Source organism: Pseudomonas sp. 300 (assembly GCF_055803035.1).
Genome location: NZ_JAVLRV010000002.1, coordinates 1,985,013 through 2,009,351 on the forward strand (window position 1 = coordinate 1,985,013; position 24,339 = coordinate 2,009,351).

Annotated in this window: 24 protein-coding genes; 17 read left to right on the top strand and 7 right to left on the bottom strand. The window is 58.9% G+C overall.

The window, feature by feature from the left end; translation table 11 throughout:
* Positions 1-20 precede the first annotated feature (20 nt).
* The gene (locus Q7W83_RS15490) at positions 21-377 is read right to left on the bottom strand and encodes a hypothetical protein (protein WP_473656307.1); all 357 of its coding nucleotides are present in this window, start codon (positions 375-377) and stop codon (positions 21-23) included.
* Positions 378-563: 186 nt separating this feature from the next.
* Here Q7W83_RS15490 and ku point away from each other — a divergent pair, with 186 nt between their 5' ends.
* Positions 564-1,436, top strand: a complete 873-nt coding sequence (gene ku, locus Q7W83_RS15495) for a non-homologous end joining protein Ku (RefSeq protein WP_150629679.1) — start codon at positions 564-566, stop codon at positions 1,434-1,436.
* 136 nt (positions 1,437-1,572) lie between these two features.
* Here the strand turns inward: ku and lpxO are convergent, their stop codons facing one another.
* A complete protein-coding gene (lpxO, locus tag Q7W83_RS15500; protein ID WP_473656308.1) occupies positions 1,573-2,472 on the bottom strand; it encodes a lipid A hydroxylase LpxO in 900 nt (299 codons plus the stop codon).
* Between the two features lie 494 nt (positions 2,473-2,966).
* Here lpxO and Q7W83_RS15505 point away from each other — a divergent pair, with 494 nt between their 5' ends.
* Together Q7W83_RS15505 and Q7W83_RS15510 are read left to right on the top strand one after the other, a co-directional pair.
* Positions 2,967-4,556, top strand: coding sequence for an ABC-F family ATPase (locus Q7W83_RS15505; protein WP_010460520.1), 1,590 nt, complete (start codon positions 2,967-2,969; stop codon positions 4,554-4,556).
* Between the two features lie 205 nt (positions 4,557-4,761).
* Entirely contained in the window at positions 4,762-5,949 is a 1,188-nt protein-coding gene (locus tag Q7W83_RS15510; protein ID WP_150629684.1) for an MFS transporter, read from the top strand.
* A 95-nt stretch (positions 5,950-6,044) separates the two neighbouring features.
* Here Q7W83_RS15510 and Q7W83_RS15515 read toward each other — a convergent pair whose 3' ends face one another.
* Together Q7W83_RS15515 and Q7W83_RS15520 are read right to left on the bottom strand one after the other, a co-directional pair.
* Positions 6,045-7,082, bottom strand: a complete 1,038-nt coding sequence (locus tag Q7W83_RS15515) for an alpha/beta hydrolase family protein (RefSeq protein ID WP_150638996.1) — start codon at positions 7,080-7,082, stop codon at positions 6,045-6,047.
* A 257-nt stretch (positions 7,083-7,339) separates the two neighbouring features.
* Positions 7,340-7,951 (bottom strand): FMN-dependent NADH-azoreductase, encoded by a 612-nt coding sequence (locus tag Q7W83_RS15520; RefSeq protein ID WP_150629688.1) that lies wholly within the window; start codon positions 7,949-7,951, stop codon positions 7,340-7,342.
* Between the two features lie 129 nt (positions 7,952-8,080).
* On the opposite strand from Q7W83_RS15520, the gene Q7W83_RS15525 reads away from it, so the two are divergent.
* Together Q7W83_RS15525 and Q7W83_RS15530 are read left to right on the top strand one after the other, a co-directional pair.
* A complete protein-coding gene (locus Q7W83_RS15525; protein ID WP_150629690.1) occupies positions 8,081-8,989 on the top strand; it encodes a LysR substrate-binding domain-containing protein in 909 nt (302 codons plus the stop codon).
* A complete protein-coding gene (locus Q7W83_RS15530; RefSeq protein ID WP_008043775.1) occupies positions 8,986-9,345 on the top strand; it encodes an MmcQ/YjbR family DNA-binding protein in 360 nt (119 codons plus the stop codon). Before Q7W83_RS15525 ends, Q7W83_RS15530 begins: the two co-directional genes overlap by 4 nt.
* Here the strand turns inward: Q7W83_RS15530 and Q7W83_RS15535 are convergent.
* Positions 9,342-9,767, bottom strand: coding sequence for a DUF1294 domain-containing protein (locus tag Q7W83_RS15535; RefSeq protein WP_150629692.1), 426 nt, complete (start codon positions 9,765-9,767; stop codon positions 9,342-9,344). The two genes, Q7W83_RS15530 and Q7W83_RS15535, sit on opposite strands and share 4 nt — an antisense overlap.
* On the bottom strand, positions 9,764-10,594 hold the full coding sequence (locus tag Q7W83_RS15540) for an undecaprenyl-diphosphate phosphatase (protein WP_473656309.1): 831 nt from the start codon (positions 10,592-10,594) through the stop codon (positions 9,764-9,766). Before Q7W83_RS15540 ends, Q7W83_RS15535 begins: the two co-directional genes overlap by 4 nt.
* A 293-nt stretch (positions 10,595-10,887) precedes the next feature.
* On the opposite strand from Q7W83_RS15540, the gene Q7W83_RS15545 reads away from it, so the two are divergent.
* The 9 genes from Q7W83_RS15545 to Q7W83_RS15585 all read left to right on the top strand — a co-directional run bounded on the left by Q7W83_RS15545 (position 10,888) and on the right by Q7W83_RS15585 (position 19,119).
* Positions 10,888-12,522: a methyl-accepting chemotaxis protein gene (locus Q7W83_RS15545; protein WP_150638997.1), complete on the top strand. Its 1,635-nt coding sequence runs from the start codon at positions 10,888-10,890 to the stop codon at positions 12,520-12,522.
* Between the two features lie 157 nt (positions 12,523-12,679).
* Positions 12,680-13,243, top strand: a complete 564-nt coding sequence (gene pnuC, locus Q7W83_RS15550) for a nicotinamide riboside transporter PnuC (RefSeq protein WP_150629698.1) — start codon at positions 12,680-12,682, stop codon at positions 13,241-13,243.
* Entirely contained in the window at positions 13,240-13,764 is a 525-nt protein-coding gene (locus Q7W83_RS15555) for an AAA family ATPase (protein ID WP_150638999.1), read from the top strand. Before pnuC ends, Q7W83_RS15555 begins: the two co-directional genes overlap by 4 nt.
* A gap of 357 nt (positions 13,765-14,121) precedes the next feature.
* The gene (locus Q7W83_RS15560; RefSeq protein ID WP_150639000.1) at positions 14,122-14,568 is read left to right on the top strand and encodes a hypothetical protein; all 447 of its coding nucleotides are present in this window, start codon (positions 14,122-14,124) and stop codon (positions 14,566-14,568) included.
* A 1-nt stretch (position 14,569) separates the two neighbouring features.
* Positions 14,570-15,148 (top strand): adhesin, encoded by a 579-nt coding sequence (locus Q7W83_RS15565; RefSeq protein ID WP_473656310.1) that lies wholly within the window; start codon positions 14,570-14,572, stop codon positions 15,146-15,148.
* Positions 15,149-15,211: 63 nt separating this feature from the next.
* Positions 15,212-16,237, top strand: a complete 1,026-nt coding sequence (locus tag Q7W83_RS15570; protein ID WP_473656311.1) for a heme utilization protein — start codon at positions 15,212-15,214, stop codon at positions 16,235-16,237.
* 63 nt (positions 16,238-16,300) lie between these two features.
* Entirely contained in the window at positions 16,301-16,981 is a 681-nt protein-coding gene (locus Q7W83_RS15575; protein ID WP_150629708.1) for a C39 family peptidase, read from the top strand.
* A gap of 43 nt (positions 16,982-17,024) precedes the next feature.
* Positions 17,025-17,768 (top strand): hypothetical protein, encoded by a 744-nt coding sequence (locus Q7W83_RS15580; RefSeq protein ID WP_150629710.1) that lies wholly within the window; start codon positions 17,025-17,027, stop codon positions 17,766-17,768.
* 46 nt (positions 17,769-17,814) lie between these two features.
* Complete coding sequence (locus Q7W83_RS15585; RefSeq protein ID WP_150639003.1) at positions 17,815-19,119, top strand: transporter family protein; 1,305 nt, start codon at positions 17,815-17,817, stop codon at positions 19,117-19,119.
* Positions 19,120-19,182: 63 nt separating this feature from the next.
* Here Q7W83_RS15585 and Q7W83_RS15590 read toward each other — a convergent pair whose 3' ends face one another.
* The gene (locus tag Q7W83_RS15590) at positions 19,183-20,508 is read right to left on the bottom strand and encodes a sigma-54 dependent transcriptional regulator (protein WP_150629715.1); all 1,326 of its coding nucleotides are present in this window, start codon (positions 20,506-20,508) and stop codon (positions 19,183-19,185) included.
* A gap of 343 nt (positions 20,509-20,851) precedes the next feature.
* Here Q7W83_RS15590 and Q7W83_RS15595 point away from each other — a divergent pair, with 343 nt between their 5' ends.
* The 3 genes from Q7W83_RS15595 (at position 20,852) to nhaB (ending at position 24,274) form a co-directional block, all read left to right on the top strand.
* Complete coding sequence (locus Q7W83_RS15595) at positions 20,852-21,118, top strand: hypothetical protein (RefSeq protein ID WP_150629717.1); 267 nt, start codon at positions 20,852-20,854, stop codon at positions 21,116-21,118.
* 285 nt (positions 21,119-21,403) lie between these two features.
* Positions 21,404-22,693, top strand: a complete 1,290-nt coding sequence (locus Q7W83_RS15600; RefSeq protein ID WP_458377385.1) for a hypothetical protein — start codon at positions 21,404-21,406, stop codon at positions 22,691-22,693.
* 78 nt (positions 22,694-22,771) lie between these two features.
* The gene (nhaB, locus tag Q7W83_RS15605; RefSeq protein ID WP_150629721.1) at positions 22,772-24,274 is read left to right on the top strand and encodes a sodium/proton antiporter NhaB; all 1,503 of its coding nucleotides are present in this window, start codon (positions 22,772-22,774) and stop codon (positions 24,272-24,274) included.
* The last annotated feature ends 65 nt before the right edge of the window (positions 24,275-24,339 follow it).

Genomic DNA, 24,339 nt, shown 5'->3' on the forward strand with positions numbered 1-24,339 from the left:
CAAGACCTGCGTCCTGCCGCTCAACGGTTGCTGGTGTCTGCGTCCCGATGCGGCGGATTGGGGATGAATTTCGGTGGGCTGGCGGGCGCCGACCGGTCTTGGGGATAGCGGTTGCCGATACCGCCGTTGTCCAGCGTCGGTGGCCGCGGAACGGGAACCGTGTTCGGCCCGCGGATCGCCGGCGCATTGGGTTGTGTGCCTTGCATGCTGTTGGGATTGGCCCGGCGGATCGGGCTGTTGTAAGGGTTGCTGGCGGCGCCCGTCGGGCTTTGGGCCAACAGCAAAGGGAATGTGGGCGACGGGGCGGCGGCCTGGGCCAGATTGCTCAGCACGCCACTCAGTGCCAACGCGATGACGCCCAGCACAAATCGATTCATGGGTAGCCTCTCTACGTGGATAGAGCCTTCGATAGCACGCTACGCCCAGGGTTCGGATTTGTTAACCAAAACCTCCCCGGCAAGATGTAACACGAAGTTGATCCCCCGGCCGGACGGGGTGGCACGCCGCTGAAACTTTTGCGCCGGGGCGCGGGTCACCTGATCATCACTCGCGAGTAGACGACCATGGCACGGGCAATCTGGAAAGGCGCAATCAGTTTCGGGCTGGTGCATATCCCTGTGGCGCTGGTCTCGGCGACGTCTTCGCAAGGGGTGGATTTCGACTGGCTCGACAGCCGCAGCATGGACCCGGTGGGCTATAAGCGCGTGAACAAGGTCACCGGCAAGGAAGTGACCAAGGAGCACATCGTCAAGGGCGTGCAGTACGAAAAGGGTCGCTACGTGGTGCTCAGCGAAGAGGAAATCAAGTCGGCGCACCCGCTGTCCACGCAGACCATCGACATATTTTCCTTTGTCGACAGTGAACAGATTCCGTTGCAGAACATCGACACGCCCTATTACCTGGCGCCGGATAAACGCGGTGGCAAGGTGTATGCGCTGCTACGGGAAACGCTGAGTAAAACCAACAAGGTCGCCCTCGCCCATGTGGTATTGCATACCCGTCAGCATCTGGCCGCGCTGATGCCGCTGGACTCGGCCATGGTGCTGGTGATGCTGCGCTGGCCGGCGGAAGTGCGCAGTCTCGACACGCTCGAGCTGGGCAGCGAGGTGACCAAACCGGAATTGGCCAAGGGTGAATTGGAGATGGCCAAGCGGCTGGTGCAGGACATGAGCGGCGACTGGAGCCCCGAGGATTACCGCGACAGTTTCGAAGACAAGATCATGGCGTTGGTCGAGAAGAAGGCTAACGAAGGGAAGATTGAGGATGTTGAGTCGGCGACGGGTGAAGAGGAACGGAAGACGGCGGATGTTATTGATTTGACCGAGTTGCTCAAGCGCAGTTTGGGGGGCAAGGCTGGCGGTAAAGCGGCGGCCAAAGCGAAGTCGACGGAAAAACCGGCGGCGGCGAAAAAAGCAACGAAACGGTCGAGTGGTTGATCAATTACGAGGGTATCTGAGCGTCTTTCGGAGAATCTACCGGCCCCATCGCCAGCAGGCTGGCTCCCACAATGAAGTGCATTCCAACTGTGGGAGCCAGCCTGCTGGCGATGGCGTAATGAGCGGCGACGCAGAATCAGATCCAGACAAAAATCGCAAACAACCCGGCAAAAATCGCCCACTTCTCCAGGTAATACAGCTTGCGGTTACGCTTCTTCAACGCTTTGCCGCGCAGGCGAATCTTGTAGATTCTGGCGAACAGGCGATTGATGCCGCCGGTCTTGTCGCCCACATCGTTCGGCGCGCCCGCCGCCGACATCACGTTACGGCTGAACCAACCATTGAACGCCGCCGCCCAGCGGTACTTCATCGGTCGCTCGACATCGCAGAACAGAATGATGCGGTTCTGCTGGGTGGTGTTTTCAGCGTAATGAATGAAGGTCTCGTCGAACATCACCGCTTCACCGTCGCGCCAATGGTAGTTCTCGCCATCGACGTTAATGTAGCAACCGGCGTCGTTCGGCGTCTCCAGGCCCAGGTGATAACGGTAGGAACCGGCATACGGATCGCGGTGGCGCACCAGCTTCGAACCGGGCGGCAGTTCGGCGAACATCGCCGCCTTGATCGAGCCGATGCTCTGCACCAGTTCGGTGGTGCGCGGGCAAAGCTTCATTGCCGAAGGATGGCTGTCCCCGTACCACTTGAGGTAAAAGCGCTTCCAGCCGGTCTTGAAGAACGAGTTGAAGCCGACGTCGTCGTACTGGTTCGAACGCTTGATCTCACCCGCCCGGAGCAGGTTCTGGCCTTCGGCGCGGATTTCTTCCCAATGGGTCTGCAATGGGCTCAGGTCGGGGAAGTCGGCTGGATCGAGGTAAGGCTTGTTGGGAATTTTCGAGAACAGATAAAGGAAGCAATTGATCGGTGCGAGAAACGTCGAGTGATCGCTCAGTTGGCGGCCCAGCTTGTGGCGCACGCGACCGCGCAGGTGGACGTAGGCAATCGATACAACATAAACAGCGGCAATGATGAGTTTCACGGAAATCGTCACACGTCAGAAGTGAACAAACTGCGTCCCCTGCCAGCCCAACGGCTCAAGGGTCTTGTGCAGCGTCTGAATACGAAACAGCGTCCCTGAGGCGCGTCCTTGAGCACGCCGGCGGCCGGCATCAGGTGGAAAAGATGGCATTTTAGTCACAATTTGTAACCAATAGTTAACCTTCAGATGTGAAAATCTGTCCGCTGATACCACCAAAGCAGCCGTGCGGCCTCAACGCCCTATCGTTTAAAGAGCCAGACCAGTACAATCGCCGCCAAACATTACGCGCCCCCCTTGGTTGATGACGGGAATGAACCCCGTTTCAGCGCGCTTCGACTCGGGCCAAGCGCTCCAACTGCTGCTGTCCACTTATTGCCAGATGGACCTTCCGCTTCTGACCGGGATGCATTTCCCGTGGTTTGAATACCGGAAACGGGTACTGAATCGGTACTGCCGCAACCCTAGCTACTCTGAATGCTTCGCAGGAAAAACCTTTGATCTCTACAGCTAACATCACGATGCAGTTCGGCGCCAAGCCGCTATTCGAAAACGTTTCGGTCAAATTCGGCGCGGGCAACCGCTACGGCCTGATCGGCGCCAACGGCTGCGGCAAATCGACCTTCATGAAAATCCTCGGTGGCGACCTCGAGCCGTCCGGCGGCCAGGTCATGCTCGAGCCGAACGTGCGTCTGGGTAAATTGCGCCAGGACCAGTTCGCCTACGAAGAATTCACCGTGATCGACACCGTGATCATGGGTCACGAAGAACTGTGGAAGGTTAAAGCCGAGCGCGACCGCATCTACTCGTTGCCGGAAATGACCGAAGAAGACGGCATGGCCGTGGCCGAGCTGGAAACCGAATTCGCCGAAATGGACGGCTACACCGCCGAATCCCGCGCTGGCGAACTGTTGCTGGGCCTGGGTATCGGCATCGAGCAGCACTTTGGCCCGATGAGCGAGGTTTCCCCAGGCTGGAAACTGCGCGTATTGCTGGCGCAGGCGCTGTTCTCCGATCCTGAAGTGCTGTTGCTCGACGAACCGACCAACCACCTGGACATCAACACCATCCGCTGGCTGGAAAACATCCTGACCCAACGCTCCAGCCTGATGATCATCATCTCTCACGACCGTCACTTCCTGAACAGCGTGTGCACCCACATGGCTGACCTGGATTACGGCGAGCTGCGCCTGTTCCCGGGCAACTACGACGAGTACATGACCGTGGCGACCCAGTCCCGCGAGCAACTGCTGTCGGACAACGCCAAGAAGAAGGCACAGATTTCGGAACTGCAATCGTTCGTCAGCCGCTTCTCGGCCAACGCCTCGAAAGCCAAGCAGGCCACTTCCCGCGCCAAGGCGATCGACAAGATCCAGCTGGCCGAGGTCAAGCCTTCGAGCCGTGTGAGCCCGTTCATACGTTTCGAACAAACCAAGAAGCTGCACCGTCAAGCGGTCATCGTCGAGCGCATGGCCAAAGGCTTCGACGGCAAGCCACTGTTCAAGGACTTCAGCTTCCAGGTTGAAGCGGGCGAGCGCGTAGCGATCATCGGCCCGAACGGTATCGGCAAAACCACCCTGCTGCGTACCCTGGTCAACGAACTGACCCCGGACGCCGGCACCGTGAAGTGGACCGACGCAGCCGAACTGGGCTACTACGCCCAGGACCACGCGCACGACTTCGAAGACGACTGCAACCTGTTCGACTGGATGGGCCAGTGGACTCAGGGCGGCGAGCAAATCGTTCGCGGCACCCTTGGGCGCATGCTGTTCTCCAACGACGAGATTCTGAAGTCGGTCAAGGTCATCTCTGGTGGTGAGCAAGGTCGCATGCTGTTCGGCAAGCTGATCCTGCAAAAACCGAACGTGCTGATCATGGACGAACCGACCAACCACTTGGACATGGAATCCATCGAGGCGCTGAACCTGGCGCTGGAGAACTATCCGGGCACGCTGATCTTCGTCAGCCACGACCGTGAGTTCGTATCGTCGCTGGCCACTCGCATTATCGAGCTGAGCCCAAGTGGCGTGATTGACTTCAGCGGTACGTATGATGATTACCTGCGTAGCCAAGGCGTAGTGTTCTAAACAAGCCTGCTTCGACTGAAAGCCCCGTCCTTGTGACGGGGCTTTTTGCATTTTCAGCATCAAACTGCTTGAGCCTGCGTACCGCAGTTCTGTAGGAGGCGTATTTCAAGGCAAGACCTGCTCGCTTTGATCGTTAGCCTGCTTTCTTTTATGCCACACCCGCGCCATGATGCAGTTCTCCCACCGCTGCCCGCGAACGAGCCCTATGTCTGCGCCGCAACTGCCACCGCAAAGCTCAATGGCGATCACCCTGCAGATCGTCTCTATCGTTTTCTATACCTTTATTGCCTTCCTCTGCATCGGTCTGCCGATTGCGGTGCTGCCGGGTTATGTCCACGAGCAGCTGGGTTTCAGTGCGGTCGTGGCCGGGTTGACCATTGGTTCGCAATACCTCGCCACCCTGCTCAGCCGTCCGATGGCCGGACGCATGTCGGACAGCATCGGCACCAAACGCTCGATTGTTTACGGGTTGGCGGGGATTGTCTTGAGCGGCGCGCTGACGTTGCTGTCGACGCTGCTGCAAAGCTTTCCGCTGACGAGCCTGTTGATCCTGATCGCCGGCCGTTTGTTGCTGGGCATCGCACAGGGCTTGATCGGCGTTGGCACCATCAGTTGGTGCATGGGTCAGGTCGGCGCTGAACATACCGCGCGTTCGATTTCGTGGAACGGCATCGCGTCTTACGGGGCCATTGCGATTGGTGCGCCGCTGGGCGTGGTGATGGTGGCTGAATACGGTTTTGCCAGCCTCGGGATCGCGCTGTCGGCGCTGGCCGCGTTGGCGCTGTTGCTGATCCGCAACAAACCCTCGGTGCCGGTGGTTCGCGGTGAGCGCCTGCCCTTCTGGGCGGTGTTCGGGCGTATCGCGCCGTTCGGCGCGAGTTTGAGCCTGGCGTCGATCGGCTACGGCACGTTGACCACCTTTATTACCCTGTACTACGTGAGCCGTGGCTGGACCGGCGCTGCGTACTGCCTGACGGTGTTCGGCGTTTGCTTCATTCTGGCGCGGCTGCTGTTCATTTCCAGCATCAGCCGTTTTGGTGGGTTCACGTCGGCGATTGTCTGCATGAGCATTGAAACAGTGGGTCTGGTGCTGCTGTGGCTCGCGCCGTCGACCGGTTTCGCTCTGATCGGCGCGGGCCTGGCCGGGTTTGGCCTGTCACTGGTGTACCCGGCGCTGGGGGTGGAAGCCATCAAACAGGTGCCCAATTCCAGTCGCGGTGCGGGTTTGAGTGCTTACGCGGTGTTTTTCGATCTGGCGCTGGCGATTGCCGGACCGCTGATGGGCGCGGTGGCGTTGAACCTGGGGTATTCGTGGATTTTCTTCAGTGCGGCAATGTTGTCGATCACCGGCCTGGCGTTGACCCTGTTACTGAAACGCCGCGCAACAACCTGAAAAACACAAACCTTGCAGGAGCCCGGCTTGCCGACGATGGCGATTTCGAGGGCGCTATCGCCGGCAAGCCGGTTCCTGCAAGGGGGGCGTGAATCCTATTGATCGGCGGTTTGCATGCCGGCGCGGGTCGGTTTGCCCAGGGCGTGGGAGAAGAAGCGCCCCGCTTCGGAGATCATGTTGCGGTGAATGTCCTCGCGGTCGACACCGTCGGCATCGGTGCACAGCGCCGGCATCGCCGCGATCTGTTCTTCGTTGCACGGCGCCATGAACACGAAGTGCCCTGCCCCGGCCAATAACTTGAAGTCCGGTGCGATCGGCAGTTTGCGCGCCAACGCTGCGGCGTTTTTGTCGAAGGCCACCAGTTTGTCGCCGTCACCGCTGTACAGCAGCACCGGCACATGCACGTCGGCCAGCGTATGACGGCCGAATTTCAGGCTCAACGGCGCCATCAGCAACAGCGCGTGAACCCGCGGATCCGCGACCGGTTGCAGGTCATCACGGTCGACGATCAATTCACCTTGGGTGTTGCAGGCATCATGGTCGTCCGGACGCTCCTGGCAATAGCGACGCAGACGATCCAGATCCGGCGTTGCGCCCGACAGAATCAGCGCCGTCTCCCCACCGGCCGAATAACCGATCACCCCCACCTGATCGGCATTGACGAACGGCGCAAGCATGCGGTCGCCCAGAGTCGCGGTAATGGCTTCGGAAATCTGGATCGGCCGCCCGTACAGGTTGCTCAAGGTGCCGAGGCGACTGTGGTCTTTGGAGTTGTCGCCGGGATGAATCACCGCCACCACGACAAAACCCTTGCGCGCCAGCGACGTGGCGAGGTCGTGCAGGGCCAGCGGCGTTCCGGTGTTGCCGTGGGACAACATCAGCATCGGGAAGCGGCCAATCGCGACGCGAGTGTCTTCACCCGCCTCGACCGTGTAGCCCTCGAGTTTGCTGGTGTGCTCACGGTCGCTGGAGGGGTAGAACGCGATGGCGCGCATCGGTTGCAGGTCCAGCGGATCGAGAAAACTCATCTCATGGAAACCAACGCTCCAGTGAGGATGCGGCGCAGGCGCGGCGTGCACTGAAGTCAGGCTGCTGAGCAGGCAAATCAGTAACGTTGCCCAAAGACGCACCATGGGATGCCCCACCTTTGTTACTTGACCGGGAAGCCCGTTCTCCATCGACTACCGAGGAAGCGGCCTTGTACCCGCATTTGCGGCCACCAAGGCCGTTACAGAACGGGGACGTTAAACCCTCGACTGCATAACCTGGGCCACAACATGAAAAATTACGCAATGATCAGAAACAAAAAACTCCGTATCTGATCTTGCAGGATCAGAATACAGAGTTTTTTGGGGTGTTGCCCGAGCTGATTTACACCTTTACGCAAGCCTTACGCGGCGGCGAACAGTTGCTCGCTGATGTGCGTGCGGGCATCGCTCATGGCTTTGGTGCGCACTTCGTCTCCGTACGCCAGGCCTTCAGCACGGACGAATTCGATGTCGGTGATGCCAAGGAAGCCGAACAGCAACTTCAAATACTCTTCGTGCGCAACACCGGACGCCTGACCGGCATGCAAACCGCCGGCAGTCGACACGATCACGATTTTTTTGCCACCGCACAGGCCTTCTGGGCCGGCTTCGGTGTAGCGGAAGGTCTGACCGGCAACGGCGATGCGGTCAATCCAGGCCTTGAGTTGGGTCGGGATAGTGAAGTTGTACATCGGCGCTGCGATGACGATGGCATCGGCGGCGAGGAATTCGGCCAGCGTCGAAGCGCTCAGTTCAGCTTCGTGCTGCTGCGCGGCGTTGCGCAGTTCAGCGGTGGTGCCGGCAGCGACCAGGGTCGTGGCGGAGAAATGGCTGATGGCATCGCTGGCCAGGTCGCGGTAGGTCACGACGGCGGTCGGCTCGGCGGCTTGCCAGGCGTTGACGACTTCGCTGCTCAGCTGACGGGAAGCCGAGTTGTCACCAAGAATGCTCGAATCGATATGCAGCAGTTTCATGTGGGATCTCCAGGTGAGGATCGCCACGGGGCGATCTGATGGAGACAATCCTACAGACGAAACCAATAGCTGATTAGACCGCAACAATGCGATAGTTCGTCTCACTGATAGAACAATCGAGCTAACCGCATGCAAGACCTCAATGACCTCTACTATTTCGCCAAGGTGGTCGAAGCCGGCGGGTTCGCGGCGGCCGGGCGCTTGCTGGGGATTCCCAAGTCGCGTTTGTCACGTCGCATTGCCGAACTGGAAGAACGCCTGGGCGCGCGTCTGCTGCAACGCACCACCCGGCAGCTTAAGTTGACCGCGGTAGGCGAGCGTTATTTACGCCACTGTCAGGCCATGTTGCTGGAAGCCGAGATGGCCGATGAGGCCGTGGCCAGCATGTCCAGTGAACCTCGCGGACGTTTGCGGGTGTCCTGCCCCGTCGGGCTCGCCCATCAAATGTTGCCGACGGTGATCAGCCGGTTTCTCGAAAAGTACCCGCAGGTTCAACTGGAAGTCATGCTGCTCAATCGTCGGGTGGATCTGGTGACCGAGGGTGTCGACGTCGCCCTGCGCGTGCGCGAGTTGGGCGATGAAGACCCGTTGCTGGTGACCCGGCGTCTACGTCAGGCGCAGATGCTCCTGGTCGCCAGTCCGGCTTTTATACATGGGCGCGAGATCAATCACCCCGAAGACCTCAAGGGCTTGCCCGTGCTCGGCGCACTTGAAGCGGACCGCATGGTGCACATCCGTATGCTCGACCAAGAGGGTAAAAGTCATGAACTCGCCCTCGAAGCACGACTGGGCATCGATGACTTTATCGTGCGCAAGGCCTGCACCCTCGCCGGCCAGGGCTTTACCATGTTGCCGATGATGTATTGCGAGCAGGAACTGGAAAGCGGCGCGCTGGTGCAATTGCTGCCGGACTGGTCTTTACCTGGCGGCTGGCTGCAAGCGGTCTACCCTCATCGGCGCGGGGTGATGCCGGCCGTTCGCGCCTGGCTCGACCATTTGATCGAATCATTCAATGCCTGTGGGGACCGACTGATATGAAGGCTGGGCGTATGAGCGAAGAGGACGTCGCGCAGTTCTGTCTCGCGCTACCGGGTGCGCGGGAAGATTACAAATGGGGAGGCGTGCGGGTGTTTTCGATTGCCGGGAACAAGATGTTCGCCCTGCAAAACCTGCGGGGCGACTCGTTGGCGTTCAAGGTCGACAAGGATCTGTTTCTGGGGCATTGCGACCGCCCGGGAATTCATCCGGCGCCCTATCTGGCGCGGGCCCAGTGGATCATCATGCAAACGCCCTACCCGCTGGGCAGCGAAGAACTGCAAGGGCTGCTGCAACGCTCTCATCAACTGGTGGTGAGCAAACTGCCCAAACGCACGCAGGTCGGGCTGCTGCTTTAAAGCAGCGCCAGATTGGCGCCGAGGAACAGTTGATCGATCCAGAACACTTGATGCAGCAGCACGATCACCCAGAACAGCAACTGAAACGACACTTTGCGGGTCTTGTGCCGAAACACCTGCTGAGCCAGCAACGCACCCGGCCAGCCACCAGCGAGTTCCACCGCATGCAAAACGTTCTCCGGCGTGCGCCAGCGGTCGGTCCGGGCCTTGCGTTTGTCGCTCCAGTAAAGGAAGAACGCGAGCACGCTGACGATGCCGTAGGCCGCCAGGGGAATCAGCGAAATCCCTCGCAACCAGAACGACATCGAGCCGAACAACGGCAGCGCACACACCATCGCGAACACCAGCAGTTTCAACCGTGGGTTCTGGATCCCGCCCCCGGACCGGCCTCCGGGATGGTTGCGTGCGCTGGCGTCACTCATGGCTTGACCGCGGTCCAGTCAACCCAGCCAAACTGCCAAGTGGCAAGAATGACCAGGCCAAATGCAATGCGATACCAGGCGAACGCCGCGTAGCTGTGGCTGGCGATGAACTTGAGCAAGCCCCTGACGGCAATCATGGCGAATATGAAGGCGGTGACGAAGCCGAGGGCAAACACCGGGAAATCAGCAGGGACGAACAGGTCGCGATACTTGTAGCCCGAGTACACCGCCGCACCGACCATGGTCGGCATCGCCAGGAAGAACGAAAACTCGGTGGCCGTTTTGCGCGACAGCCCGAACAGCAAGCCGCCAATGATCGTCGAGCCTGAACGCGAGGTACCCGGAATCATTGCCAGGCACTGGGCGAAGCCGATTTTCAAGGCATCTTTCCAGGTGATCTCGTCGACGGTTTCGGCATGCACTTCATGCTGGCGCTGCTCCGCCCACAACATCACGATACCGCCCACGACCAATGCCGTGGCGACGGTAATCGGGTTAAACAGGTAATGGTGGATCAGGTCGGCGAAAATCACCCCCAGGACCACGGCCGGCATGAAGGCAATCAGCAGGTTGGCGGTAAAGCGACGGGCGCCGGGCTGCGTCGGCAAACCGATGACGACATCGAGAATCTTGCGGCGAAACTCCCACACCACCGCGAGGATCGCCCCAAGCTGGATAATGATGTTGAACGCCATGGCCCGCTCGCCGCCGAAGTTGAGCAAGTCGGCCACGATGATCTGGTGTCCGGTACTGGAAATGGGCAAAAACTCCGTAAGCCCCTCTACAACGCCAAGTATCAATGCCTGAAAGGCGGTCCAAAGATCCATCAATCCCCCAAAAAGCAATGCACTGCGGCATGCCCCGTTAATATTTTCCAAAACATTGACTGCGATCATCGTCGCTGCAACCCGACGCGCACAGAATCCAGACGGAACCGTAAACATTCCGTGAAAAATCAACTTGGATTCAGGTTTTTCCGTGCGGGGCCGAAATCCTATCAGACAAGGCTGAATAACGCTGCCACGTTATTGGACTTGGGTCGGATATGCCCGATCGGCAAAATGTGGTTGGATGCTGGCGGTCGTTTATTACAAGAAAAAGAAACAGGAGTGACAGCGTTATGAACAGCTTGCGCAATATGTCGATCAGCCGGCGCCTGTGGCTGATTTTGATCGTGGCCGTCATGATGCTTTTGACGTTGGGCGTGTTGATGCTCAAACAGATTCACGAGGACCTGTATCAAGCCAAGGCGCAGAAAACCCAGCACGTCGTGCAGACGGCCAGCGGCATTCTGACCTACTACCACGGGCTCGAAACCGCCGGCACGCTGACGCGCGAAGCCGCACAAAAACAGGCACTGACCACCGTTCGCGGCCTGCGCTATGACCAGAACGAGTACTTCTGGATCAACGACCTGACGCCGGTGATGATCATGCATCCGGTCAACCCGAAGCTCGATGGCCAGAACCTCTCGGCGATCCGCGACCCCGACGGGTTTGCGCTGTTCAATGAAATGGTCGCCCTCGCCAAGGCCAAGGGCGCCGGCCCGATCGACTATCGCTGGCCGAAACCGGGCGCCAGCGATCCGGTCGCAAAAACCTCCTACGTCAAACTCTTCGAGCCGTGGGGCTGGGTGATCGGCTCGGGTGTGTACATCGATGACATGCAAGCCGAGTTCATGGGCCAGGTCTGGAAAGCGACAGTCGTCGGGCTGGTGATCGCCGCCATCATGGCGCTGCTGGTGATCCTGATTGCCCGCAGCATCGTCCGTCCGCTGCAGGACACCGTGAACGCCATGGCCAACATCGCCAGCGGCGAGAGCGATCTGACTCGCAGCCTCGACACCCACGGCCAGGACGAAGTCACGCAGCTGGCACGTCACTTCAATGCGTTCACCGCCAAGCTACGACAGGTGATCAGCGAATTGCAGGTGTCTGCCAGCGCCCTGGGCCAGTCGTCCAGCGAACTGGGCAACGACGCCGCCCAGGCCCAGCAACGAAGTCAGCAGCAATCGCAACAGATGGAACTGGTAGCCACGGCCATCAATGAAGTGACCTATGGCGTGCAGGACGTGGCGAAGAATGCCGAGCACGCCGCGAGTGAAATGCGCGATGCCGAGTCTCAGGCGCAGCAGGGCCAGGTCAACATCGACAGCAGCCTGCAACAAATCGACAAGCTGTCTTCAACGATTGATCAGGCCGTGGAGGTCATCCGTACCCTCTCCGCAGAAAGCACCCAGATCGGCAGCGTCCTGGAAGTGATCCGCTCTATCGCCGAGCAAACCAACCTGCTGGCCCTCAACGCGGCCATCGAAGCTGCCCGTGCCGGTGAGCAAGGGCGCGGGTTTGCCGTCGTGGCCGATGAGGTGCGCCTGCTGGCCCAGCGCACGCAGAAGTCCACCGCCGAGATCCAGGCAATGATCGAACGCCTGCAAAGCCACTCTGAAGCGGCGGTCAAGGTCATCGGCGACAGCAGTCGCGCCTCGCAACTGACTATCGAACAGGCCGGCCTCGCCGGTGCGAGCCTGAATGCCATTGGCCAGGCACTGCGCAACCTCAACGGGCTGAACGCGTCCATTGCCAGCGCCACTCTGCAACAGGCCCATGTGGTCGAAGACATCAACCAGAACGTGACCCAGGCGGCCGGTTTGTCCCACAGCACGGCGCTGGCGGCAGAACAGTCGAGCGTGGCGAGCGTCCACCTCAAGGAATTGAGCGAGCAACTGAACGGGTTGCTCAAGCAATTCCGGGTGTAGACGCCAGGCTTGCCGGCGATGGCGACCATGAAATCGCCATCGCCGGCAAGCCGGGCTCCTACAGGTCAGCGGGTGCATTCTCCCTCCCCATCACAATCCCATCCGCCACAATCCGGGTACAATCCGCCCCCCTCTTCGTCTCCTCCAAGGAACCTCCATGTCCGGGCTTGAACTGTTTGCCGCCGCCCTCGGTGTCATTGCCGTCTGGTTGACGGTCAAACAGAATCCTTGGTGCTGGCCGATCGGCCTGGTCATGGTGTTGCTTTACAGCTGGGTCTTTTTTGAAGTGAAGCTGTATTCGGACATGCTATTGCAGGTGATCTACGCCGCATTGCAGCTCTATGGCTGGTGGCAGTGGACGCGTGCCGGGGATGCGCGACAAGGGCGGCAGGTCAGCCGCCTCGGGGGCAAATCGATTACGACAAGTCTGGCCATCGGAGCCCTCGGCAGTCTGTTGCTCGGCGCGGCCATGGCGCACTGGACGGATGCCGCCCAGCCCTGGCTCGATGCGGCGTTGACTGGCTTCAGCCTGGTGGCACAGGTCTGGATGGCGCAAAAGCGCGTTCAATGCTGGCCACTGTGGATCACCCTGGATGTGATTTTCGTCGGTCTCTTCATCTATAAGGGCATGTACTTGACCGCCGGGCTCTATGCGCTGTTTACCCTGATTGCCGTACAGGGCTGGCGGGAATGGCGGGCTGATCCGGCATTGCGCACATGAAAGTCCTGGTACTCACCGGTCCCGAATCCAGCGGCAAGAGCTGGCTCGCAGCCGAGTTGCAAGCGCATTTCGGCGGGGTTCTGGTCGACGAATATGTGCGCCGGTTCATCGAGCAGAACCCTAGAGATACCTGCCTGGCCGATGTTCCCGACATTGCCCGTGGGCAATTGCAGTGCGAAGACGAGGCCCGCACCCGGCAGCCACGGCTGCTGATTCTCGACACTCACTTGCTGAGCAACATTCTCTGGAGCCAGACGCTGTTTGGCGATTGCCCGCCATGGATTGAGCAAGCACTGTTGACTCGGCAGTACGATTTGCACCTGTTGCTGTCGCCTGAACAGGTCGACTGGACGGACGATGGTCAGCGCTGCCAACCCGATTTGAGTGAGCGCCGGGCATTTTTCGACGCGACCCTGACCTGGCTCCAAACCCATGAACAACCGTTCCAGATACTGCGGGGAAACTGGGCGGAGCGCCGTCACCACGCACTGCAAGCCGTCACGCTACTGCTCGGCCCCTGACCCTGCTTTTGGGGCCTTTTCCCCAGCGTTTCCCCTGTTGAGGGGGAAAAGTGTCCGTCTCTGATACACACCTTGCACCCAAAACAGGCCGTTTCAGCGGCCTGTGCGGTCTTGGTGCGCAAAGTGTCAAGGTTGTGAAACACCTCCGCGCAAACCCTTGTTCTAGAGCATTGCGCCCACTTTGTTCAGTTGCAGGTGCGAGGCGTTGTCTCAATCGTGAAACAGCCTAGACACCACCCTCCCGGACAAAACTTGCAAGCTATTGAATTAAAACAATAATCCAAAAGCGGCACAGCTTTCGCTCTCTCCTTCACAACGCTGACTAGGGCCAGCCCACAAGAAGAAGGAATTGCCGCCGTGGGGACTATCAATAAAGGTTTGACCTGCCTCCTACTGATCGGATGTGCCGCCAGCTCGCTACTCAGCTTCACCGCTCAGGCAGAGGGCGATGGCATCATTGTGCTGACTCGTGATGTCAAGCCTGTTCACTTCGGCCGTACCGGTGGCAAGGATCCCAACCCGACCACCGTCAATGCCAATCCATCCAGCCGCGTCAATCAGAACATTGCCAATAACGAGTTGAGCGACGGTGACTTCGCCGGCGTATCCAGCGGCTCTTCCATTCGCAACACCGTCATCCCGAATGGCAGCATTCACGGCCTCAACGTAGTCAACAACCCCAACGGCATGTCTGGCATGGGCGCCGGCCACGGCGGCGGCAGTGGCAGCGCGATTTCGGGAACCATCAACCGTGCCATGGGTTCCGGCCTCGCCCCATTGGGCAGACTGGCTGGAGGTCAATGACATGAATCGTACCCTCCTGTTCCTTGCCATGTTCGCCTGCACCACTGCAATGGCTGACTCCAGCGTCAATACGGTGAACACCGCCAATATTCAAAACTCCGGCACGCAATACAGAGGCAACTACAACGTCAACCAGGCGGCCGGTGACCAGCAGCAACAAACCAACGTTCGTGCAATCGCCATCGGCACCGAAGCCGCTGCGATCACTGGCGTAAACCAGCGAATCGATACCCCCGCCAACCGGTCAATGAACGCGACCACCACCATCGGCGGCACTTCTTTCAGTAATGGCAGCGGAGTTCTGGGCGTCAACCAGAGCGCCGGGGCCAACAACCAGATGGCCAACGTCATGCGCATCAGCATCAGTGCCGGGCCGCAAGCCGTTGACGATAGCGCCCTTTCTCAACAGAACGTGGCGTTGCTACCAAGCTCAGGAGCAACTGGCACCCCAATCGGCAGTCGCCAGGTCGTTACCAGCGACCAGGCCTTCACCGGCAGCCGGGGCGTGATTCAGGTGAACCAGAGTGCCGGGGTGGGGAACCGAATGGCTAACACCCTGAGCATCCGGGTCGCTGACTGACCCAAACGCAGTGCGATTAGAAAGTACCAATACTTAACCAACTAATAAGCACGGAGAAACACCATGAAACCTACAATGGCTCTCAAACCACTGGTTTTCGCTCTGGCAGCAGTGATGGCAATCGCAGCACAAGCTAGCGGTCGTGACGATGATCACGGTCATGGTAACGGGCATGGCAACGGGCATGGCAACAACCATGATCCTCGGGGCCCAAGCCTTGAAACTCTGCTGTCAATCACTGCGGGCGCTGGGGCTGCCGTCATTGACACTCAAAGCAGCCAACGCAACAACGTCTCGAACCAAGGCACCAAAAACGACGCCAAAGTCGACGGCTCGCTCAATGGTTCCAACGGCAACATGGGCGCCAACGTTGCAGCTGGCGACGGAAACCAACAAGACAACGCCGCGGCACTGGCCACTGCTGACGAAAGGTTCATCTTCGGCTCCGCCGTCGCTGTTTCCAGCGCCACACAAACCAACACCAACAACACGGTCAACAACTGGTCCAGTACCAACACCGCCAACCTGAACAACGCTGCCAACAACGGCTCCGGCAACATCGGTGTCAACGTGACGGCCGGCAACTTCAACCAACAGAAAAACAACCTGGCGATCGCTGTATCGGGTGGACGTGTAGCAACAGCTGCTGCGTCGGCCAACCAAACCTCCAGCGGGCTGACAGTCAACAACTACGGCACCCAGGTCTACAAAAAAGATACCTTGGTCGGTACCTTTAATGCGGCTGGCGTGTTCGTAGCCGCAGGCACTGCCACTACCCGTGATGACGATCATGGTCATGGCAATGGTCACGGCAATGACTACAGAGGCGGCGGCAACAACGGTGGTGGTCATGGCAATGACAACAACACCTCCGACTTCGTGGCTGTAGGCGTATTCGGCCTGGCTGGCGTATACACCCAACAAGTGCTGACTCCAGACGGCTGGAAAAACCCTGTCACCAACACTGCCAACATGACCAACTCGATGAACGGGATGTCCGGCAACAGTGGCGTCAACGTATCGGCTGGCGTAGGCAACCAACAAAGCAACTCGCTGTCCATCGCCGCAGGCTGCAGAGCCTGCCTGTAACCGCGATCGAAACGAAAGCCCCGGAAACGGGGCTTTTCCTCAGTCCGCAAAGGCGTATCGATCATGCGTAAGACTGCCCTTTTCGCCCTCCTCTGCCTGTCTGGCCTGACTCAGGCCGCACAGATGCCTGTGGCCGCCTTGCCTGGCGGCGTGCTGATCTACAAAGACGTGCAGAGTGTGCGTGAGCGCAAGTTCACCGACATCGTCGAACAAAAAACCGATTTCAGCTGCGGCGCCGCCGCACTGGCAACGATTTTACGCCAGGCCTATTGGCTCGACGTCGATGAAGAGCACGTCATCAAAGGCATGCTGGTCAACGCTGACCAGGACCTTGTTCGCACTCAAGGTTTCTCCATGCTGGACATGAAGCGCTACGTAGAAAGCATCGGCATGCGTGCACGGGGCTACAAGATCCCACCTGAAAAGCTGGATGCAGTCACTATTCCGGTGGTGGTACTGATGGATATTCGCGGCTACAAGCATTTCGTGGTGTTGCAGCGCTCAGACAAAAACTGGGTCTATATCGGCGACCCGGTACTCGGTCACAAACGCTTCTCCCACGATGACTTTGTCAAAGGTTGGAACGGCATCGTTTTCGCTATCGTCGGGCCCGGTTACGAAAAAACCAATGCATTACGCAGTCCACCGGAACCCCTGACAGCCAAGAACAAGCTGGATAACTTCAACCCGGTCAAAGATGCTGAATTGATGGACTTTGGTTTCATTCAGAGCGACTTCTTTTAATCGCCTACGATGTTATTCGGGCTGGATGCCCCGGGAGCAGCAAATGAAAACGTCATACTTGCTGGCCGCCGCCTGCCTGGCAGCGAGCGCTTCAAGTTTTGCCAACGGATTCAAACCCATCGAAATAAGTGATCAGCAGCTCGGTGAGCTACGCGGTCGTTACGTTATGCCGGGGCGGATCATCAGCTTCGGTATTGTCATGAGCAGTACCTGGCGCAACGCCAGTGGTGACTTGATCGGGGCGACTTCCTCGATGCAGATCCAGTCGTCTACCGTCAAACCCGAATTCTATGTTTCGACCTACAGCCAGAGCGGCGACGGCAGTACGCCCGCTCAAGGCACCGGCGTTATTGTCGGCGGCGCCGGGCTGAACGGCAGCCAGGGCGTCACGCAAAGCGTACGTGCCGCTGGCGATGGCAACACCGCCTATAACAACGTCGGCATCAACGTCAGCGAGGGCCGACTACCCCCTGCATTGAGCCCTGGCCAAGGCCAGTTGCTGATGAGCGGACAAACCGTGACGGGCGGCAATGCCGCGGGGAATGTGGCTATTTCCGCTACGCGCGGTGGTATCCAGATGGCCATCGCGGCCAACAACAACCAGGGGTCCTCCATGCAACGGGTTGGCCAGGGCGGCCTGCTCCAAAACACCCAGCTACTGGGTAGCAGCAATATGGTCACCAACATGACCCAACTCAACGTAGTGCTCAATAATAACGGCCCGAGTGCAGGTGGACTGGACTGCAACCTTTCTCAACTAACCGCACTACGTTCCCTCGGATATTGAACTACGCTGACTCTCGATCATTGGGCTTAAAGGGACGGCTTATTACATGTATCGATCAGTATCACTGCGCGCAGTTGTATGTTTGAGCACTCTGTTCCCGGCGGCGATGCTGCAAGCAGCGCCCGATGCGGATGTAGAGCTTCTGAAACAAGAGCTTCTGGAGCTGAAGCAACGATACGAAGTACAACAAAAAGCCCTGGCGGTACTCGAGCAACGGGTCCGCCAGGTCGAAGATCAACCGGCAACCCCACAACCTAAACGCCTGGCCAAGTCGCCAGCGGATATGAAAGGCAACAAGGTAGCGACCGGCACCGGCGCCGCGGCAGCTTCAGGTGGCGCCGCCGGGGGAAGCGGCAGTTCCTACGGGCAGTCGCTGGCTGATGATTCACAACCGGCACAAAGCGTTTCCAATCTCTACGACGAGGCCAGCGGATTCTTCGGCGGCGGCAAGTTCAGCTTCGAAACCGGGATTACCTACTCCCGCTATGACACCCGCCAGCTGATTCTCAACGGCTTCCTCGCACTGGATTCGATCTTTCTCGGCAACATCAACCTGGACCGGATCAAGGCCGACACCTGGACACTTGACCTCACCGGCCGCTACAACTTCGACAACCGCTGGCAGTTCGACCTGAACGTGCCCGTCATCTACCGCGAATCGACGTATCAATCCGGCGGCGGCAACCAGGGTTCAGCAGGCGTCACCACCGAAGACAGCGTCACCCGGGATCCGACCATTGGCGACGTCAACTTCGGCATCGCCTACAAGTTCATGGACGAATCGGTGAGTACGCCGGATGCCGTGGTCACCTTGCGAGTCAAGGCGCCTACCGGCAAGGACCCGTTCGGCATCAAGCTGCGCCAGGCCGACGAGAACACCAACCTGTTCGTGCCTGACACCTTGCCGACCGGCAATGGCGTCTGGTCGATCAGCCCGGGCATCTCGCTCGTCAAAACCTTCGACCCGGCCGTACTGTTCGGCAGCTTGTCCTACACCCACAACTTTGAGGAGTCCTTCGACGACATCAGCTCCACGGAAAACGTGAAGAACCCTGGCAAGGTCAGTATTGGCGACAGTTTCCAGATCGGTGCCGGCGTTGCGTTCGCACTGAACGAGAAGATGAGTATGTCGTTCTCGGTGTCTGACCTGGTGCAGCGTAAAAGCAAGATCAAGGAGGATGGCGGGGATTGGCAATCGGTTACTTCCAGCGATGCCAACGCCGGTTACTTCAACATCGGCATGACCGTTGCGGCCACCGACAACCTGACCATCGTGCCGAACCTGTCCATTGGACTCACGGACGATGCGCCGGACTTCACCTTCAGCCTGAAATTCCCGTACTACTTCTGACCCGCAACACAAAAGCCCCGCTGCGATTTCGATCGTAGCGGGGCTTTTGATTGTGTCTGAAGATCAGCGTATCTGGTGCTTGTGCAGCAATCGGTAAAAGGTCGGCCGCGACACGCCCAACACACGGGCGGCGACGCTCAAGTTGTCGCTGTGGCGGTTCAATACATCGCACAACGCCTGCCGTTCGGCGCGAGTCTTGTAGTCTTCGAGAGTGCCCATCGGTGCGGCGATGGCATGCTGACTGATCAACCCCAGGTCACGCGCCTCGATCTGTCGTCCTTCAGCCAGAACCAACCCGCGACGTACGCGATTGGCCAGCTCGCGCACGTTGCCCGGCCAGTCATGCTTACCCATGGCAATCAATGCGTCTTCGCTGAAACTGCGCGGACGACGCCCGGTTTCATGACTGTAGAAATGGGAAAAGTGGTTGGCCAGCATCGACAAGTCGCCATGCCGCTCACGCAGCGGCGCGGTGACCACTTGCAGCACGTTGAGGCGGTAATACAAATCTTCGCGAAAGCGTTTCTTCTCGATGGCCGCTTCAAGGTCGACGTGAGTCGCCGCCAGCACCCGCACATCGACCGGAATCGGCTGGCTGCCGCCCACGCGTTCGATGTGTTTTTCCTGGAGGAAACGCAACAGGTTGGCTTGCAGCTCCAGCGGCAGGTCACCGATCTCATCGAGAAACAGGGTGCCACCATTGGCCGCTTCGATCCGTCCGACCTTGCGTTGATGGGCACCGGTAAAGGCCCCCTTCTCATGGCCAAACAATTCAGACTGGATCAAGTGTTCGGGAATCGCGCCGCAATTGATCGCGACAAAAGGTTTGTTGTGGCGTTGGGATTGTCGGTGCAGTGTCCGGGCGACCAGCTCTTTGCCGGTCCCGCTCTCGCCGCGAATCAACACCGGAGACTCGGTGGGCGCCAGTTTGCTCAGCAGTTTGCGCAGTTCGCGAATCGGTTTACTGTCACCGAGCAGCTCGTGTTCGGGCTGATCGATGTGAACCGTGCCTTGGCCACGCAAGCGCGCCATGCCGAACGCCCGGCCCAACGTCACCTGAACCCGGGATACATCGAACGGCAAGGTGTGAAAATCGAAAAACCATTCGCAGACGAAGTCCCCGACATTCTGCATCCGCAGGACTTCCTGGTTAAGCACGGCGATCCACTCGGTGCCACTGCGGCTGATCAGCTCCTTGACGGCATCGGGGCGCTCCAGGTGAAACGGCTGGAGCCGCAACAGGCCGACGTCGCAGGTTCGGTCGGCGGCATTTTCCAGCGTACAGCTATCAACGTCCCAACCGACAGAACGCAGACCTGGCAGCAGGCGATGACAGTCGTCGCAAGGGTCCACTACTAACAGACGTCGTAACGCAGGCGTTTCGATCATGACTGTTCCTTGACGCCAAATTATAGGAAATATTATTAAAAACAATCATTTGGCGAATCTGGCTGTAACATTAGCAAGAATTTGACGCTGGCTTGTATCGATTGACTATAGGGAGTGCGAGCAAGCAGTTATAAGAAGCAACTTTGTTAGTTACCTAACGAGTCGAACCATTCATTCAGCTTTCAAAAAACGTCAGAAACCTGAACGAATGAAAGAAAGTTGAAAATTCTTTTAATTGTATGTGACCCACCCACGGGTTGCGGGCATCAGTACAAGTAACCAGCCGAACGGTAAGCCCAACCGACGGCACATCACTTGATTGGGCATACAGAGAGAAGATCCCATGACCGCCCCGCTCCGTATCAACGAAGCTCTTTTGATTGCCGACCGCGCGTTCAAGCCATTTCAATGCGTGGCCTGGGCCCCACAAGACGGCAACGGCGAACTCAGCCTGACCGTCATCGACCGCACCAATAACCGCATCGGGCGCAAACAGATCCCGAGCAGTGCCTATACCGATCCAGCGCAACTGGAACATGTTCTGGAAGAAGCCCGTAAAGAGCTGAGCCAGGAAGGTTACGCGCTGCAATCGTGGTCGATGCCGCACTAATCTTTTTGCGGATTACTTGGTGGTAATCCGCACCCTCCTCCTTGATCGTTAGTTTGTTGGCGTTGCAGGCCAATAGCACTCGCGACATCTATTTGTGTGTACTTGAACGCGGCCAACTACTTGGCAGGCTTGTCAGTGGATCGAAAAGACACTGTTCTGGCACACAGCGACCCTCCGCCTGTTAGTTCTTGGAGTTGTGCAGCCATTCATTCAGGGATTGAATGTTTCCCCTATAAGTCGCCACCCCAACTCCTGGCCCCTGACGACTCGCAAGGAGATGCGTGGATGCCAACCCAGACCGCTTTTGCCCTACCCGCGACACTGAGCGGCGCCGGGGCACTCGACAAAACCTTTGCCAGCGCCGGTAAAACCCAGGTGTATTTCGCCGGCAGCACGTCGAGCATGGCCAATGGCGTCGCGATTGATTCGCAGGGTCGGCTACTCGTCGCAGCCAAGGTCGGAACCCCAGGTGGCAGCCGCTTCGGTCTGGCCCGCCTGCTTGAGGACGGCTCGGCGGATCTGGCATTCGGCAATCAAGGCAGTGTCATCAGCCAGTTCGAACCCGGCTTCGAAGCCATGGGGGGCAAAGTGCTGATGCTGCCCGACGGGTGCATTCTGTTGACCGGCCTGCACTATGAAAATGCACACAAGACGCTGCCCGCCCTCGCCTTGTTCGATCAGCAAGGCAAACCGGTCCAAGGCTTTGGCAACAACGGACGCCGGGTCGTGCGCCTGCCGGGCAATCTTTCCCTGGGTGTGCGGGATGGCTGGCTTCCCCCCGGCGTACCGGGCGCCGAAGCCTGTGATGTGTGCGTGCAGGAAGACGGACGACTGCTCCTGCTGGCCAATCATCATTTCGAACTCGCCGATCACGTCGGCCTGCTGATGCGGCTCAACCCCGATGGCACACTGGACGATACCTTCAACGGTCGCGGCTTCGTCCTGGTCCGGCACCTGTTGATGAACACCTGGCTCAGCAGCCTGATGGTGCAACGCGACGGCCGGATACTGGTGGGCGGCTCAATCAACTTTCCTGAAGAGGGCCTGCTTGCGCGCTATCACAGCGACGGCAGCCTCGACGACAGTTTCGCCGTGGATGGCTTCATGAGTTTCATGGCACAGGAACGTCACGCTCAGGTCAGCCAGATCATCCAACAGGACAACGGCGACTTGCACTGTTTTGGCAGCAGCCGCGACCCGATGCATTGCATGGCCCTGAAAGTCCACAGTAACGGTCGCCCGGACATTCATTGCAACGACGGCCAGCCGCACCTGCTGGGCATCGGCCACAGTGGCTGCCAGTGGACCGCCGCCCAAGCCCTTGCAGACGGGCGTGTGTTGACCGTTGGCGCGACCATCGGTGGCGTCGAAGCCGACTTCATCCTGGCCCGGTATCGTCCTGACGGACAACTCGACGAGCAGTTCGGCAATGGCACTGGCTGGGTCCGTACCCGCCTGGGTCGCAGCCTGGATACGGCGACGTCGCTGGCCGTGCAGGACGATGGCAACATCGTCGTAGGTGGCTATTCGCTGGATGGCAACTACCGGGCAATCATCGCACGCTACCTGGGATAGACCTGCCGACATTTCCTGCACTTGATCTTCCGGGCCGCTTACGGCAAGTTGCGCGCTTCTTAATACAAGGAGCAGCCGATGTCCGGCTCAATGGCCCAGGCGTTCGCGCATAATTTTCTCGGGCACTCACCCCGCTGGTACAAGGCCAGTATTGTCGGTTTCCTGATTCTCAATGCCTTGGTGCTTTGGACCGTGGGTCCGGTAGCGGCCGGTTGGCTGCTGGTGCTGGAATTCATTTTCACCCTGGCCATGGCGCTCAAGTGCTATCCACTGATGCCAGGCGGCTTGCTGCTGATCGAAGCGCTGTTGCTGAAGATGACCACGCCTCAGGCGCTGTATGACGAACTGCTGCACAACTTTCCGGTGATTCTGCTGCTGATGTTCATGGTGGCCGGCATCTACTTCATGAAAGACCTGCTGCTGTTTCTGTTCTCGCGCCTGCTGCTCGGCGTTCGCTCCAAAGCCATGCTGGCGTTGATGTTCTGCTTTCTCTCGGCGTTTCTCTCGGCATTTCTCGATGCCTTGACCGTGACCGCCGTGATCATCAGTGCCGCCGTCGGGTTTTACTCGGTGTATCACCGTGTCGCCTCGGGCAACGATCCGCGTCAGGACAGTGAATTCAGCGATGACCAGCACCTGCCAACGCTGCATCACGGGGATCTCGAACAGTTCCGCGCCTTTCTGCGCAGCCTGCTGATGCACGGCGCCGTGGGCACTGCACTGGGAGGTGTTTGCACGCTGGTCGGCGAACCGCAAAACCTGCTGATCGGCCACGAAATGGGTTGGCACTTCGCTGAGTTTTTCCTGAAAGTCGCCCCCGTTTCCCTGCCGGTGCTGGTGGCGGGCCTGGTGACTTGCGTGCTGCTGGAGAAATTGCGCTGGTTCGGTTATGGCACGCTGCTGCCGGACAACGTGCGCGCGGTGCTGGCCAACTATGCCGCCGAAGACAACGCCGAACGCACTTCGCGCCAACGCGCTGCGTTGATTGTTCAGGGGCTGGCGGCGCTGATCCTGATTGGCTGCCTGGCTTTCCACCTGGCTGAAGTGGGCCTGATCGGCTTGATGGTGATCGTGCTGATTACCGCGTTCACTGGGATTACTGACGAGCACCGCCTCGGCAGTGCGTTCAAGGACGCCATGCCGTTCACGGCGCTGTTGGTGGTGTTTTTTGCGGTGGTGGCGGTAATTCACGACCAGCAGTTGTTCACGCCGCTGATCCAGTGGGTGCTGGCGCTGCCGGCGGATCAGCAACCGGGCATGCTGTTTATCGCCAACGGTTTGTTGTCGGCGATCAGCGACAATGTGTTCGTCGCGACCATCTACATCACCGAAGTGAAACAGGCGTTCATCTCCGGCCACATGAGCCGTGAACATTTCGAGACACTGGCAATTGCAATCAACACCGGCACCAACCTGCCGAGCGTGGCGACGCCCAATGGTCAGGCCGCGTTTCTGTTTCTGCTGACGTCGGCGATTGCACCGCTGATTCGTCTGTCGTATGGGCGGATGGTGTGGATGGCGTTGCCATATACCGTGGTGATGGGTGGGCTGGGCTGGTATGCCGTAAGTTTTTGGCTGTAACACCGACCCTGTGGGAGCGGGCTTGCCCGCGATGAGTCCCTCACATTCAGCATCATTGTTGAATG